Source organism: Arthrobacter alkaliphilus (genome assembly GCF_021483235.1).
Lineage (GTDB): Bacteria > Actinomycetota > Actinomycetes > Actinomycetales > Micrococcaceae > Arthrobacter > Arthrobacter alkaliphilus.
Genome location: NZ_JAKEEC010000004.1, coordinates 101,679 through 116,542, shown reverse-complemented (window position 1 = coordinate 116,542; position 14,864 = coordinate 101,679). Strand labels below are relative to the sequence as shown.

The 14,864-nt window shown below is 65.4% G+C and carries 15 protein-coding genes; 6 read left to right on the top strand and 9 right to left on the bottom strand.

All coding sequences use genetic code 11. The features are described from left to right. The first annotated feature begins 13 nt into the window (after window positions 1–13). Window positions 14–1,168 (top strand): aspartate-semialdehyde dehydrogenase, encoded by a 1,155-nt coding sequence (gene asd, locus L0B83_RS04980; protein WP_234757313.1) that lies wholly within the window; start codon window positions 14–16, stop codon window positions 1,166–1,168. A 10-nt stretch (window positions 1,169–1,178) separates the two neighbouring features. On the opposite strand, the gene L0B83_RS04975 is transcribed toward asd, so the two are convergent. Next, window positions 1,179–2,297, bottom strand: a complete 1,119-nt coding sequence (locus L0B83_RS04975; RefSeq protein WP_234757312.1) for a winged helix DNA-binding domain-containing protein — start codon at window positions 2,295–2,297, stop codon at window positions 1,179–1,181. Window positions 2,298–2,420: 123 nt separating this feature from the next. Here L0B83_RS04975 and L0B83_RS04970 point away from each other — a divergent pair, with 123 nt between their 5' ends. Further along, window positions 2,421–2,891 (top strand): hypothetical protein, encoded by a 471-nt coding sequence (locus L0B83_RS04970; RefSeq protein ID WP_234757311.1) that lies wholly within the window; start codon window positions 2,421–2,423, stop codon window positions 2,889–2,891. 22 nt (window positions 2,892–2,913) lie between these two features. On the opposite strand, the gene L0B83_RS04965 is transcribed toward L0B83_RS04970, so the two are convergent. The 7 genes from L0B83_RS04965 to L0B83_RS04935 form a co-directional block, all read right to left on the bottom strand. Then, on the bottom strand, window positions 2,914–3,981 hold the full coding sequence (locus tag L0B83_RS04965) for a UDP-N-acetylmuramate dehydrogenase (RefSeq protein ID WP_234757310.1): 1,068 nt from the start codon (window positions 3,979–3,981) through the stop codon (window positions 2,914–2,916). Between the two features lie 53 nt (window positions 3,982–4,034). Further along, window positions 4,035–5,345, bottom strand: coding sequence for an MFS transporter (locus L0B83_RS04960; protein ID WP_234757309.1), 1,311 nt, complete (start codon window positions 5,343–5,345; stop codon window positions 4,035–4,037). Next, the gene (locus tag L0B83_RS04955) at window positions 5,342–5,779 is read right to left on the bottom strand and encodes a MaoC family dehydratase (protein WP_234757308.1); all 438 of its coding nucleotides are present in this window, start codon (window positions 5,777–5,779) and stop codon (window positions 5,342–5,344) included. Before L0B83_RS04955 ends, L0B83_RS04960 begins: the two co-directional genes overlap by 4 nt. 2 nt (window positions 5,780–5,781) lie before the next feature. Beyond that, a complete protein-coding gene (locus L0B83_RS04950; RefSeq protein WP_234757307.1) occupies window positions 5,782–6,243 on the bottom strand; it encodes an FAS1-like dehydratase domain-containing protein in 462 nt (153 codons plus the stop codon). A gap of 45 nt (window positions 6,244–6,288) precedes the next feature. Beyond that, window positions 6,289–7,794 carry an FAD-dependent monooxygenase gene (locus L0B83_RS04945; protein ID WP_234757306.1) on the bottom strand — a complete coding sequence of 502 codons (1,506 nt, stop codon included), beginning with the start codon at window positions 7,792–7,794 and terminating at the stop codon, window positions 6,289–6,291. A gap of 10 nt (window positions 7,795–7,804) precedes the next feature. After that, window positions 7,805–8,029 carry a DUF3188 domain-containing protein gene (locus L0B83_RS04940; protein WP_234757305.1) on the bottom strand — a complete coding sequence of 75 codons (225 nt, stop codon included), beginning with the start codon at window positions 8,027–8,029 and terminating at the stop codon, window positions 7,805–7,807. A gap of 685 nt (window positions 8,030–8,714) precedes the next feature. Continuing rightward, window positions 8,715–9,578 carry an HpcH/HpaI aldolase/citrate lyase family protein gene (locus tag L0B83_RS04935; protein WP_234757304.1) on the bottom strand — a complete coding sequence of 288 codons (864 nt, stop codon included), beginning with the start codon at window positions 9,576–9,578 and terminating at the stop codon, window positions 8,715–8,717. A 363-nt stretch (window positions 9,579–9,941) separates the two neighbouring features. On the opposite strand from L0B83_RS04935, the gene L0B83_RS04930 reads away from it, so the two are divergent. The 4 genes from L0B83_RS04930 (at window position 9,942) to L0B83_RS04915 (ending at window position 13,796) form a co-directional block, all read left to right on the top strand. Next, on the top strand, window positions 9,942–10,970 hold the full coding sequence (locus L0B83_RS04930) for an ABC transporter substrate-binding protein (protein WP_234757303.1): 1,029 nt from the start codon (window positions 9,942–9,944) through the stop codon (window positions 10,968–10,970). 2 nt (window positions 10,971–10,972) lie between these two features. Next, on the top strand, window positions 10,973–11,905 hold the full coding sequence (locus L0B83_RS04925; RefSeq protein WP_234757302.1) for an ABC transporter ATP-binding protein: 933 nt from the start codon (window positions 10,973–10,975) through the stop codon (window positions 11,903–11,905). After that, window positions 11,905–12,813, top strand: coding sequence for an ABC transporter permease (locus L0B83_RS04920; protein WP_234757301.1), 909 nt, complete (start codon window positions 11,905–11,907; stop codon window positions 12,811–12,813). The genes L0B83_RS04925 and L0B83_RS04920 overlap by 1 nt, the downstream gene beginning before the upstream one ends. A 62-nt stretch (window positions 12,814–12,875) precedes the next feature. Beyond that, window positions 12,876–13,796 (top strand): TauD/TfdA dioxygenase family protein, encoded by a 921-nt coding sequence (locus L0B83_RS04915; protein ID WP_234757300.1) that lies wholly within the window; start codon window positions 12,876–12,878, stop codon window positions 13,794–13,796. Between the two features lie 81 nt (window positions 13,797–13,877). Here L0B83_RS04915 and L0B83_RS04910 read toward each other — a convergent pair whose 3' ends face one another. Further along, window positions 13,878–14,843, bottom strand: a complete 966-nt coding sequence (locus L0B83_RS04910) for an aldo/keto reductase (RefSeq protein WP_234757299.1) — start codon at window positions 14,841–14,843, stop codon at window positions 13,878–13,880. Window positions 14,844–14,864: the final 21 nt, after the last annotated feature.

Genomic DNA, 14,864 nt, shown 5'->3' with positions numbered 1-14,864 from the left:
CTAAACTGGTCAAATGACTACAGCAGCTAATCCGTCCGTTGGACTGGTCGGTTGGCGTGGCATGGTCGGTTCCGTCCTGATGCAGCGCATGCAGGAAGAGGGCGACTTCGCCAACATCAACCCGGTATTTTTCTCCACCTCGAACGCAGGAGGTGCCGCGCCGTCACTTGCTGGTACAGCAGAAGGCAGCGCAGGCAAGCTCGAGAACGCATTCGACATTGAGACTCTTGCCAAGCTGCCGATTATTGTCACTGCCCAGGGCGGCGACTACACCAAGCAAGTCCACGGCGAACTCCGCAGCCGTGGCTGGGACGGCCTCTGGATCGATGCCGCGTCCACGCTGCGCATGAACGATGATTCCATCATCGTGCTGGACCCCATCAACCGCGATGTCATCGACGCCGGACTCGCCAATGGCGTGAAGGACTACATCGGCGGCAACTGTACCGTCTCGTGCATGCTCATGGGCCTTGGCGGCCTGTTCAAGAACAACCTGGTCGAGTGGGGCACCTCCATGACGTACCAGGCGGCCTCGGGCGGCGGTGCCCGCCACATGCGTGAACTGCTCAACCAGTTCGGCACCCTCAACAACGAGGTCAGCAGCGAACTGGACGATCCCGCCTCCGCGATCCTGGAAATCGACCGCAAGGTCCTGGCAACCCAGCGCTCCGGAGTCGACGCCACCCAGTTCGGCGTGCCGCTGGCCGGCTCCCTGATCCCTTGGATCGACGCCGACCTCGGCAACGGCCAGTCGAAGGAAGAGTGGAAGGCCGGGGTGGAGACCAACAAGATCCTCGGCACGGGCAACGGAAAGCCGGGCCGCGAGCACATCGCCATGGACGGCCTCTGCGTCCGTATCGGCGCAATGCGCTCCCACTCCCAGGCACTGACGCTCAAGCTGCGCGAGGACCTGTCCGTCGCCGAGATCGAGAAGCTCCTGGACACCGACAACGAGTGGGCCAAGGTTGTGCCCAACACCAAGGAAGCGTCCATGGCGGACCTCACCCCCGTGGCTGCCTCAGGCACCTTGGACATTCCGGTGGGCCGTATCCGCAAGCTCGAGATGGGCCCTGAATACATCAGCGCCTTCACAGTGGGCGACCAACTCCTCTGGGGGGCTGCCGAGCCGCTGCGCCGCATGCTGAAGATCGCTACCGGCACCCTCTAGGCGCCCTGCCTCAACTCTCCATGAACCGCAGGTATTTGGCGGCCTGGAGTTCGAAGGACCGTCTGGCCGCCGGAGTCAGGCCTTCCGTGCTAAACGGTTCAGGCTCGACGACGGCGGTCCGGCCGGTGCCGCTGCGGGACCACGTGCCCACCACTTCGCCGCCGGACACAATCATGCGTTTGAAGACGCCGTTGCCACCCGGGACGACCTTCTGGAAATGCTCGGGCGGCAGGACAAGGTTCCGGTCCTGGTATCCGAGCAGGAATTCATCGAATCCCGGCAAGGCGAGCACAGTCCTGGAGCCGGGGACGCCGTCGTCGAGCAGTGCGGCAATCTCGGGCGACAGCCAGTAGGACGTCCCGCCAAAGTCGAGTTCAACGAGTTGGCTGCGCAGAGCCTCGTGGGCTGCCTTGACCTCGGCTTTGGGGATTTGGGTCCACCACGCGAAGTCGTTCAGCGTGGCCGGGCCGTGGCTGCGTATATACCTGAGGAGGAATTCGGCAATCCCTTCTTCGCGGCCCAGGACCTTGGATTCCGGAATCCACTCGTCAAAGGCCACGAACAGTTGCTGGCCGAGGGCTTTGCCGGCCGTACCCGCCGGTGGTCCTTGGACCAGCCAGCCGTTTTGGCACAGAATCCAGAGCAGGTGGATGCCGCGTTGGGCGGCTGTGGCTTGGCCCGCGGATTCGAAGATCTTGAAAAGCTCCTCGCGCGTGGCGCCCGGGCTGGACGTGACACGTTCGAGGGCAAGATCCCGGCACATCGCGACGTCAGCCGCGTCGATGCCAAGTTCCCTGTGCCGCGCGGCCACCGACCGCATGGACCGCTCTGTGGTGATGCCCAGTATCCAGCGCAGGTCCTGGGGCGGAACCAAATGAAGTGTGCCCCGCATGGGCCAGGACCGGACCACCTTGCCGTTCTCCAGCGCTTCCAGCACCGTCGAGAGGCCGGAGCCCGGTACCCGCTGCCCCACCGCCCAGAAGGCCGAGCCAAGGTCCTGGGCCTGCATGGCACCCATCGTCGTGACGCATTCCTCCGGGCTGCTGAAGCCCCCAAGTAATCCCTGGCTGGCGAGGCGCAGCCTGCCCATGACTCTGGGAGTGACGCGGATCTTCGGCGAACCTGCCATAGCCCCCATGATAGGACGTCAGGCGGACGGCTTCGGTCCTCATTGGTCGCGCCTTGGCAGCACCTGAGGGAACTCCCATACCGCTCACAGGGGCCTTCCAGCGGGCCCTCCTACGCTGGGGGAATGCTGTTTGGTGAGTTGGGTCCGCTGCTTCGGCCGCTCAGCCGGCGGCTGGCGGCCGCTGGTTGGTGCGCCGCCGCCGTCGGGCTTGTGTGCGGCCTGGCGATAGCTGTTGGTGCGGGGGTTCGTTTGTCCCCTTCGATGCAGTCTGTCCAAGAGGTGGGACTTGCCGCCACGGGCGCCGCGGCCCTCCTTCTGGGCCTTGCCGCCGCGAGCCAGCCGCCGTCCGAGCGGCAGGTTGACGATTCCGAAGCAGGGTTCCAGGCAAGCGCCAGCGATCAAGTGCGCAGCTTCCTGCTCGCCGCCATCGTCATGCTCCTGGGGGTGGCAGGCTTCGCGGCGGCCGGCTGGGCTTCGCCGGGAGGTCCTTCGCCGCAAAGCATCGCGTTCAGCCAGATCTTCCTCTTGGGGGCCGCCAGCTGCGGCCTGACGTTCCTGCTGCTCAACAAGGTGCTCCCGCCCGGAAAACGCTGACGCGCACCTTTCTTCTCGCTCCCTACAGAGAGACGCCTATCAGCAGCGGTTCCGGGTGCAGCTCAATGCCGAAGCGCTCGACGACGCCGCGGCGCACCTCGCGCGCGATCGCCACCATGTCCTCCGCGCTGGCGCCGCCCCTGTTGGTGATGGCCAGGGTGTGTTTGGTGGACAGCGAAGCGCGGCCGCCCGAAACGCCTGCTGGATCGAGTCCGAAACCCTTTCCGAAGCCGGCCTGGTCAATCAGCCAAGCCGCCGACAGCTTGACGAGGCCATCGTTTCCAGCCGGGTAACGCGGTGCTCCGTCTGGCAGCGATGCCGCCACCGAGGCCGGAACAATCGGGTTGGTGAAGAAGGAGCCCGTGGAATACGTGTCCCTGTCCGAAGCGTCCACCACCATGCCCTTGGAAGCCCTCAGCCGCAGGACTTCCCGCCGGACGCCGTTGGAATATGCGCGTTTCCCGGCCTCGACCCCCAGGGACCGGGCCAGCTCCGCGTACCGGACGGGCGCGCTCATTCGTCCGAGCGGCAACTGGAATTCAACGGTCAACACCACGTACCGGGGTGAGCCCTCGGTGGTGGTCTGTTTGAGGATGGAGTCCCGGTAGCCGAACTTGAGCTCGGAGTTGGTGAAGGTTTGCACTGCGTTGCGTTCCCGGTCCCAGGTACGGACCGCCGCGATGGTCTGGGAGACGTCGGCACCGTAGGCACCGACATTCTGCACGGGAGTGGCGCCTGTGGCGCCGGGGATGCCCGAGAGTGCTTCCAGCCCGGACCACGCATGCAGCACGGAGTGCTCCACGAGCGCGTCCCAGTTGTGCCCGGCCTGGACCACCACAGAAACGCCCCCGCAACTGTCTTCCGAGTTGACGGTGAAGCCTTGCGACGCGATCTTGAGCACCGTGCCCGGGTATCCGGCGTCGGAAACCAGGAGGTTGGATCCGCCGCCGATGATCAGCAGTTTCTCCCCCGAGGCGTCCGCCGAGCGGACGGCGTCGATGATCTCCCGTTCGGTGCGGGCCTCCACGAAGGTGCCGGCAGGGCCACCCACGGCGGCCGTGGTCAGTTCGGAAAGCATCGTCTGGGTCACCGAACAAGCCTAGCGGGGATTGCCTGCCGCGGCCGACCTAGGGGCGTGCCGGCTCAGGGGCGCGCCGGCTCGGGGGCGCGCTTCCGCGAGACAGGCGCCAGGAAGAAGCTCGCGACGAGCAGGACCAGGACGGCGAGCAAGGAATGCAGGATGCCGAAGTGCTCCGCCAGCAAGCCCAAAAGCGGCGGCCCGCACAGGAAAGCCCCGTAACCGATCGTGGAGACAACCGAAACGCGGGCCGCTGCGTGCGCCGGATCGTCCGCGGCGGCGGACATGCCCACCGGGAACCCCAAAGAAGCACCCAGTCCCCAGAGGGCCAAGGCGGCGAACGCGAGCCATGGCACCGGAGCGAAGACAAAGAGGGCCAGCCCCACCACGGCCGTGGCCGAGCACCAACGCATCACGGGCACCCTGCCGAAACGATCCAGGACAAACGTGCCGGCAAAGCGGCCCACGGTCATGAACGTCACAAAGATCCCATAGCCGATCGCTCCTGCGGCGGCCGATTGGCCGTGGCCATCGGCCAACGCCAAGGCCACCCAGTCCCCTGCCGCGCCCTCAGCCAAGGCCAGCCCCAGGACAAGCAGTCCCAGCAGGAGGGTCCGGCGTTCGCGCCATGCCCGGGCCACCATGCGCTTACTGTCCAACGGTTCGGCAGGTCCTTGCTGTCCGGGCTGGATGACGGGCACGGGACCGGTCGAAGGATCTTCGAAAGTGTCCGGCTTTTCTGGCCTGAAGGCCTTTGCGGAACCTCGGCGGCTGATGTCCGCACGTAACCAGGCTGCACCGGTCACCACGGAGCCGGCGACCATGAGCCCGGCCGCAGCCAAGTGCCAGAAGACCGGCAGTCCCACGCCGGCGGCCCACGCGCCGAGCCCCGCTCCCGCAACGGTGCCAAGGCTGAAGGATCCATGGAGACGCGGCATGATGTGCCGTCCAAGGGCGCGTTCCAGTGCCGCTCCCTCTACATTCGAGGCCGTATTCCAGCTGGCCGTGCCTAGGCCGATCACCATGAGCCCAAGCGCCACGACCACCGGGTTGGCCAGCACGGACGTGCCAAACCCAGCGAGCGCGAGGCCGAAGCCCACCATCGCGCCGCCGATCCGTATGGTCAACCGTGATCCGAGCCGGATCACGATCACCCCGGATGCCGAAACGGAGAGGAATGATGCCACGGTCATGCACATCAGCAGGAGCCCCACGGCGCCGGGCGTCAGGTTCAGGCCGTCACGGATCGCGGGCAAGCGGGAGACCCACGACGCGAAAGCCAGGCCGCTGGCGCCGTACGCGACCACCACAGCAATGCGCCACCGCGACAAGTCCGCCGCGGTGGCGCGAGGTTCGGTTTGTTGCAGGCGGCTCAAGTGAGCTTCACAACGGCCTGGGACTTCATGAGCACCTTCTGGCCGGCAAAGGTGACGGTCAGGTCGATGCGCGCGGTGCGGGATTCGACGTCGAGCGCTCCCACCACTCCGGCAACTTCGATCACGGCACCGGGCTCGCTGGTACCGGTGGTGTCGGCGACCAGCACCGGTTTGGTGAAGCGCGTCTGGTAGTCGACGACGGCGGCGGGGTCGCCGGCCCAGTCGCTGACCAGCTGAACGGCCGAGCCCATGGTGAACATACCGTGGGCGATTACCCCGGGAAGTTCGACGCTGGTGGCGAAGGATTCGTTCCAGTGGATGGGGTTGAAGTCGCCGGACGCCCCCGCGTACTTGACCAGGTCCTGGCGGGTGACCTCGATGCTGCGGGTGCCGATTTCCTGACCGACGGTGAGTTCTTCAAGTTTCAAGCTCATGGCTACTGTCCCTCTCCGCGGACCAGGATGGACGAGGTGGTGGTGGCGACACTTTCGCGCTGGTTGTCCTCACGGACGGCGAATATTTCCGCCCGGGTGGTGATCATGGCCCCGCCGCCCATGGCGCGGACGCCGTCGACGTGCAGTTCGGCGCGCAACTGATCCCCGGCTACGATCGGGCGGTGGTGCGTGAAGCGCTGCTCGGCGTGCACCACGCGGCTGAAGTCGATCCCGGATTCCGGGTCCGCGATCAGCTGTGCATCCGCCCGCTGGGCAACGATGATCGCGAAGGTCGGCGGGGCGACAAGGTCGCTGTGGCCAAGGGCCCTGGCGGCTTCGATGTCGAAGTGGGCGGGATGGGTGGCCTTCACGGCCCGGGCGAACTCCCGGATCTTTTCGCGGCCGACGTCGTACACCTCTGCGGCAGGGTAGCTGCGGCCCTGCAAGTCGGGGTTAATTGTCATGCTCCAACCCTATCGGCCCGCGGGCCGCGAAGAAGCGCGAGCGCGCTACGCGGCGGCAGGTGCTCCGAACCATCTGGTGAGCGCGTCGGCGAGTCCCGACTGCGCCGCGTCGGCGACCCAGGCCACGTGTCCGTCGGGCCGGATCAACACGGCTGCTGGAGGCGTGACCTCGCCGAGCGCCGGAAGCTCCCAGGTGCCATGGTATTTGGCGTCTGTCAGCCGGACACGGCCTGCCCACGGTGTGATGTCGATGCTGCCGGGGTCGCCAAGGTTGAGGAGCACCGGCCGGGCATCGTGCAGCAGGCTGAAGACGCGCACCGGCCCGTCCGCGGCGACGAGATCGAGGTCGGGCATGCGCCGCCCGAGCAACGGGTGCCCCTCGCCGACGTCGTAATGTACATCGAGGCCGGATTGCATCGCTGCGAAGCGCTTGCGCGGTTCCTCCATGCCGAGAAGCTCGGCCATGACCTCCCCCACGGCCTTCGTCCGGTCGTCGGGGCGGCGAAGCGCGACACTCGCCATCGTGTTTCGCAGCACGCGGGCGGCGACCGGGTGGCGCTCGGCGTGGTAGCTGTCGAGGAGGCTTTCCGGCGATGTCCGTTTGACCACTTGGGCCAGCTTCCAACCCAGGTTCACGGCATCCTGCACACCGATGTTGAGGCCTTGTCCGCCGTCGGGCGCGTGGATGTGCGCGGCGTCGCCCGCCAGCAGGACCCGTCCGTCGCGATAGTTTGCGGCCTGGCGGGTGGCATCGGTGAATCTGGAGATCCAGATGGGACTGTGGACCCCGTAGTCCGTCCCGCATGCGGCGATGAGGGCCTCGCTCAGGTCTTGGAGGGTCGGTTCGCCCGCGGCTCCGACGTGCTGCTCCGTCACCATGACCCCCACCGGGCCGCCCTCCCCGTAAACCACCTTGCCGTCGACGATCTTGTATTCCAGCTTGCCGAAGGAATGGATGCCGAATGCATTGGTGTGGACGCCCAGCGGCGGCTGTTCGGCCATCTCGACCTGGCCGATCAAGGCACTGGTGGTCGGGTCCCAGCCGGGGAACTCGATGCCGGCCGCCTTGCGGACGAGGCTGCGGCCCCCGTCGCACCCGACCAGGTATTCACCGCGCAACCCCTCGCCGTCGGACAAGGCGACCTCAACGCCCGTACTGTCCTGGGCGAAACCGGTCACCTCACGTCCGTAATGGATCGGGACGTCCAGCTCGGCGACCCAGCCGGCCAGGATGCGCTCGATATGGTTCTGCCACAGCCCGAGGCCGTAGTTGTGCCGGGTGGGAAAGTCGCTGATGTCGAAACGGACGCCGCCGAACCCGGCCACCTGGGCTATTTGCCCCTCGGACAGGAACCGATCAGCGATTCCGCGCTGATCGAGGACCTCGATGGTGCGTGAGTGCAAGCCGCCTGCGCGGGACCCGGCGAGCTCCTGGTTGGGACGTCGCTCGACGATCGCGACGTCGACGCCGGCCAACGCCAGTTCGCCCGCCAGCATCAGCCCTGTGGGACCTCCCCCGGCGATTACTACCGCGTGCTCGGTCCTCGCCATGCTCTGGCGGCTACTTCTTCAAGCCCTTGCGGACCTGCTGGCCGCGCACCACCATGCCCACGACGTGCAGGACCAGGCCGAGCCCGATCACGAACAATGACGTGATCGCCATGCCTTGGTCATGGGAAGTGTTGCCGATGATCGTCAGGATGATCCCGACGGCGATAAGCCCCATCGCGCTGAAAACCAGCGTCTTGTATGCAATAGAGGCGGTGGCCCAGAATTCGTTCAACACCCCCCAAGCTTAGGCCACGCAAGCGGCCAAAGCAGAGCGGGCGCCCCATCACGGCCGCCCCCATCCGGACGCCCGGTCACCTATCGCCGGTTGTGCCCCGACGCCCGGTCACCTATCACCGGTTCTGGACGAACCCCCACTCACCTATCGCCGGTTGTGCCCCGACGCCCGGTCACCTATCGCCGGTTGTGCCCCGACGCCCGGTCACCTATCACCGGTTCTGGACGAACCCCCGGTCACCTATGTCCTGTTGTGCCCAGACGCCCACTCACATATAGCCGATTGTGGACGAACGCCCGGTCACATCGTCCGCAGGACGAAACCGGCACTTGGGGTCGTTTGTGACCGAGCGTCCCGGAAATGCCGGACATACGTGACCGAGCGTCCTACGAAAGCCGGACATGCGTGGCCGAGCGTCCTACGAAAGCCGGACATGCGAGGCCGAGCGTCCTACGAAAGCCGGACATGCGAGGCCGAGCGTCCTACGAAAGCCGGACATGCGAGGCCGAGCGTCCTACGAAAGCCGGACATGCGTGGCCGAGCGTCCTTAGAAGGCCGGACATGCGTGGCCGGGCGTCCCGGAAAAGCCGGACATACGTGACCGAGCATCTTGGAAAAGCCGGACATAGGCGACCGGGCGTCCCGGAAAAGCCCGACACACGTGAGTGGGCGTTGGTGGGTGTCCCTAGAGGGAGGGCTGGACCCCGAAGGCCACGGCCAGCTTCATGATCTTTTCGGCGCGGCCGAGGCGCGGGAGGTCGGAGCCGTCGCGGATGACCCTGCCGTTGGCTTCAAAATCGTTCATGAAGTCGGTTGCCCAGGCGACGTCGGACGGCGTCGGGCTGATGACCTCGTTGATGACTGTGGTCTGGTCGATGGCCAGGCAGAGCTTGCCGGTCATGCCCATGGTCACCGTGATTCCGGTCTGCTCGCGCAGGATCGGGTGGTTGGTGCCCACGGTGGGGCCGTCGATCGGTCCCGGCAGGTTGCCGACGCGGCTCGCGACGACGAGCTTGGCACGCGGGTAAGCCATTGCTTCGGGCGTGGCGGCCATGCCCGTGTCCCGGCGGAAGTCGCCCGAACCAAAGGCCAAGCGGAAGGCACCTTGTGCGCGGGCGATGTGGTTGGCTTCCTCGATGCCGAGGGCAGATTCCACGAGGGCGATAACCGGGACCTTGCCGTCCATTCGGTGGAAGGATTCCGTGACCTGGTCCGCGGACTCGGTCTTGGCGAGCATGACGCCCAACAGGCCCGGAGTGCCACGCAGACCAGCGAGGTCATCGGCCCAGAACGGGCTGATGGCGTCGTTGATACGGACCCAGGCCTCGCCACCCGCGGTCAGCCAGTTGATGACGTTGTCGCGGGCTATGTCCTTCTGGGACGGGTCCACGGCGTCTTCGATGTCAAGGATGATGGCGTCCGCGCGCGATGAAGCCGACTGGTCGAAAAGCTCCGTCTTCATGGCGTTCACGAGGAGCCAGGAGCGGGCAATGTCTGCGGGAATTTTGCGGGTGGACCGAATGGACTCGGCGGCGGTGCTTGACGTCATATACCTACCGTATCCGGCCAGCCGCCAGGAACGCTAAGAATCGGGCGCCAGCGTGGGTATCAATACGAACAAAACGATTGTGACAGTCAGCCCTGCTCCGACCGTCTCGCATTAGGTCCGGTTATGCGCCATCCCGACGACACCCAACGACGCCGGACGACGCCGGGCGAAATATGTCACTGCATTGCCCGGAGTTGCGCTGGGATTTCGCCGGATTTCCCCCGGTTTCCCGGCGTTTCCGGGCGTTACTGCCGGGCTTCCCTTGCCCAGCGGACATGCGCTTACATCGTTCCCACCGGCAGTTCGGTCGCCTCCAGGCCAGGTCCGGGCCCACGAATTCCACTCCCCCAGAAAGTAGCTCCCATGAAACTGCACCAGTCCCTGCTAAGCGTCGCGGCCGCCGTCGTACTTGCGCTGACGGTGAGCGGATGCGGCGGCAATGCCCAGGCCGGAGACCCAGCCGGAAGCCAGACGGAAGTCAAGGAGCTCCGCTACCAAGGCTCGGCCAACAACGTCGTCCTCCCGGAGCTTGCGGCTGACCTTGGCTACCTGGGCGACATCAAACTCAACTGGGTGGGCAACACGATCAGCGGTCCCCAGGACATCCAGTCGGCCGCCACCAACCAGACCGATTTCGGCGGAGCGTTCGCCGGGGCTGTGGTGAAGCTGATTGAGGCAGGCGCTCCCGTGACCGCCGTCGTGAACTATTACGGCGAGGATGCGAAGACCTTCAACGGCTTCTACGTCAAGGCGGACAGCCCCATCAAGACCGCCAGGGACCTCATCGGCAAGAAGATCGCCGTCAACACCCTGGGCGCCCATTCCGAAGCCGTCATCAACACCTACCTCAGCAAGAACGGCCTCAGCCAGGACGAAATCAAGCAAGTCCAACTGGTGGTGCTGGCCCCCAACGACACCGAGGAAGCCGTGCGCCGCGGCCAGGTGGATGTCGGAACGCTGGGCGGGGTCCTGCAGGACCATGCCGTTGCCGCGGGCGGACTGCGCTCGCTCTTCAACGACTACGAACTCTTCGGCACCTTCGCCGGCGGCCAGTACGTGCTCCGCAACGACTTCATCGAGAAGAACCCCAACACTGCCCGGACCTTCGCCACGGGCGTGGCCAAGGCCATCAAGTGGGAGACCGAGACGCCACGGGAGGAAGTGATCGCCCGATTCAAGAAGATCATCGACGCCCGCGGACGCAATGAGAGCACAACGAACCTGCAGTACTGGAAGAGCCCCGGGGTGCCGGACAACGGCGTAGTCAAGGACGAGGACTTCAGCCGCTGGTCGGAGTGGCTGAAGAGCTCGGGGATCGTCAAGGGCGACCTCACACCGTCGAAGTACTACACCAACAAATTCAACGACCTCGCGGCAGCGAAGAAGGGATAGCGATGACCGCCAAGATCAGCCTCCGCAATGTCACCAAGCAATTCACCGTCCGCGCCGGCAAGGGCTCCAGGCCCTCCCAGCCTGCCGCGACCGGTCAGCGCGGCCCGAAAGAGCCCACCACGCTGACCGCCCTCGACTCCTTGAGCCTGGACGTGCGCGACGGCGAATTCCTCACCTTGGTGGGGCCGAGCGGTTCCGGCAAGACCACCTTGCTGGACCTCCTGGCTGGCCTGTCCACGCCCACCTCAGGCGAGGTATTGGTGGACGGCCAGCCGGTGACGGGACCCGGGAAGGACCGCGCCGTGGTGTTCCAGCAATACGCACTTTTCCCGTGGCGTACAGCGTCGGCCAACGTGTCGATCGGGCTCGAAGGAAGGGGACCCGACGGCCGCAAGCTCAACCGCCGCGAACGTGCCGCCAAAGCAAGCGAATACCTCGAACTGGTTGGCTTGGCCGGATTCGAGGACCGTTTCCCGCATGAGCTCTCAGGCGGGATGAAACAACGGGTGGCCATTGCCCGAAGCCTCGCCTACGAGCCCGACGTGCTCCTCATGGATGAACCTTTCGCCGCGCTAGACGCCCAAACGCGTGAACAACTCCAGGACGAACTCCTGCGGATCTGGCGGGCCACCGGCAAGACCATCGTCTTCATCACGCACGGCATCGACGAGGCCGTGTACCTGGGGCAGCGCGTCGCGGTCCTCAGCGCCCGACCCGGCCGCCTCAAGGCAATCGTGGATGTCGACATCCCGGACCGCGACGGCGAGGACGACATTCGCTCGCATCCCGCCTTCGTCGAACAACGGCACAAGGTCTGGACCCTGTTGCACGACGAAGTCCGCCTGGCCCAGGACGCCGGACACCGCAAAATCCTGCCGGACGGTACAGCCCCGGATGAAGTCCCGGGAACAACTCTCGAAAGGAGCGCAGCCTGATGACCACAACACTCGCGCAACAGCCGGCGGCGAGCGCCGCACCCAAGCAAGGTGCCGCCGTCGGGGACTCCGGCCCGGTCGAGACGGGGCGTCGGAGCACGACGGCGGCGCTCGCCCTTGCGCGAACCGCGGCCGCCCGCGCCGGTTCCGGCCTGTGGAAGGCCGCGGGGATCCTTGCCTTCCTGGCTCTCTGGGAACTCGGGCCGAGCTATCTGGCCAGCGCCTCAACCCGGGTATTCCTGCCGCCGTTGCACGTAGTCCTGGCGGCATGGGGGAAGCTGTTCGAATCAGGCACCATCCAGGCGCACTTGGCCGCGAGCCTCACCCGTTCGGTGTCCGGATTCGGCGCAGCCCTCGTGGCCGGCATAACGCTCGGTCTGCTGATCGCCTGGTATGGAAAGCTCAATTCCGTCCTGAACCCGCTCCTGGAACTGTTCCGCAACACTGCCGCGCTTGCCTTGCTGCCCGTCTTCACGCTGCTGCTCGGGATCGGCGAGGAGTCCAAGATCAGCATCGTGGCGTATGCGGCGTTCTTTCCGGTCCTGCTGAACACGATCGCAGGCGTCAAGACCGTGGATCCGCTGCTGATCCGGGCCGCGAAATCGCTCGGACTCTCGAGCCTCGCCCTGTTCCGCAAAGTGATCCTGCCTTCCGCAGTGCCCACCATTTTCACCGGAATCCGAATGGCCGGAACAGCCTCGATCCTGGTGCTGATTGCGGCAGAGATGGTGGGAGCGAAGGCCGGGCTGGGCTACCTGATCGTGAATGCCCAGAGCAGTTTCCTCATCCCGGACATGTACGCCGGCATCCTCACGGTGTCCCTTTTGGGTTTGGCCGTGAATTTCCTCCTTGTAGGGCTGGAACGGCATTTCTCCCGCTGGCGGACCGCAGTCGGGTCCGGGTCCTGACCTACAGTCAACCCACTTACAACCAAGTCACCACCAACTCACAACAGAAAAGGAATAAAAAAATGTCCGTCATTACCGAAAGAAAGCTGGAATTCGCCAAGCTTGGATCCCGGATCGGCGCCGAAATCCGCGGCTTCGACCTCAGCGGCGATCTCTCCCCGGAAACCGTGGGACAAATCCGGGCCGCGCTCAACGAACACAAGGCCCTCGTCTTCCGGGAGGCCAACATTCTCAGCGACGAGGCCCAGGTGAAATTCGCCAGCCATTTCGGTCCGCTCACCACAGCGCATCCGACCGTGGCCTCCGTGGAGGGCGAAGAGAACGTCCTGCCCGTAGATAGCGAGAACGGTTCCGCCAACAATTGGCACACCGACGTCACGTTCGTGGTCAACCCGCCGCAGGCTTCCACCCTACGCAGCATCGATCTTCCGTCCTATGGGGGCGAAACCCTGATTGCATCTTCGGCGGGAGCCTATGCGGACCTGCCGGACGAGCTCCGGAACTTCGCGGACACCCTCTGGGCGATCCACACTAACGACTACGACTACTCGGTGCCGAAGAACCTGGAACATGAAAATGCCGATGAGCGCCGCAAGGAATTCACCCGCATCAAGTTCGAAACAGCCCACCCCGTGGTGCGCGTCCATCCCCTGACCGGCGAGCGCGGATTGTTCATTGGGGGCTTCGCGCAGCGCCTTCGGATCGTGGGATTGTCCAACACCGAATCGAAGGACATCATCCGCTTGCTCCAGGCATACGTCACCCGTCCGGAGAACGTGGTGCGGGTGAACTGGGAGCCGAACCAACTGGTGCTCTTCGACAACCGCATCACCCAGCACTACGCCCCCGACAACTACGACGGCCAGCAGCGCAAGCTCAACCGCGTGACCATCGCCGGCGACATCCCTGTGGGCGTGGACGGCAAGCAGAGCCAGTCCATCGAAGGCGACTCGTCGACGTACTCCGTTGTCGCGCCGCTGTAGTAGCACACATGTGTTGTCATAGCTGCCGCCAAAGAGCAGCGGACCAGGGAATCATTCCCTGGTCCGCTGCTTTTTCAGTTCCTAGGGGAGCTTGCTGCCCCGCGCGGTCACCCAGAGGCCATACCACTCGGCGCGGGTCATGGCCGCGGCAACGGCGGGCGCATCCGCGCAGGCTGCGATCCGCGCAGGGTTCGAGCTGCCCAGGACCGGAGAAATCCGCGCCGGATGCTTCATGAGCCATCCCAGCAACACGGCTTCAGGCGTGACGCCCTTTTCCTCAGCGAGTTGGGCGAGCAGCGCGGCAGTTGCCGTGTCCGCGGGACTCGGGGACTCCGGCGTCGAGCCCGTGTACCGGCCTTTGGCGAGGGAACCGTAGGCTTGCAGCTCGATCCCCTGGCTGACGCAGTGTTCCACCGTGCCGTGCGGGAAGCTGTAGCCGAGCGCGTCGTCGTGGTTGACCAGGACGGTGCTCTCGAGCCAGGCGCGCCGGTGCAGGCTCATTTCCAGCTGGTTGGCCACGATCGGCACCTCGAACCGGTCCTGCAAGAAGGCGATCTGCGCGCCGGACATGTTGGAAACGCCCAATTGCCGCACCTTGCCTTCCGCCATGAGCTGCCCGACGGCGGACGCCACCTCGGCGGGTTCCATCAGGGGGTCCGGGCGGTGGAGCAGCAGCACGTCGACATAGTCGGTGCGCAACCGTTCCAGGCTTCCATTGACCCGTTCCAGGATCGCGTCCTTGCTGAGGTCGTAATGTCCGTCGACGCCGGGCCGGCTGAGCCGGATTCCGCACTTGGTCTGGAGCTGGATCTTGTCCCGAAGCCCCGGCGTGCCAGCCAGGACTTCACCGAAGACGGACTCAGACTTGCCGCTGCGGTAGATGTCGGCGTGGTCGAACAAGGTAACGCCGATGCCCATGGCCGCTTCGATCGCGGCTGCGGCCTGCTCGACTTCGGCAGCTCCGTATTCGCTGCCCTCCCAAGGGCCTCCGAGACCCATGCAGCCGTAGATGAGCCGGCCCGTGGCGGTTTCACTCTTTGTAGTCATTTTTCCAACTCTTTCACAACG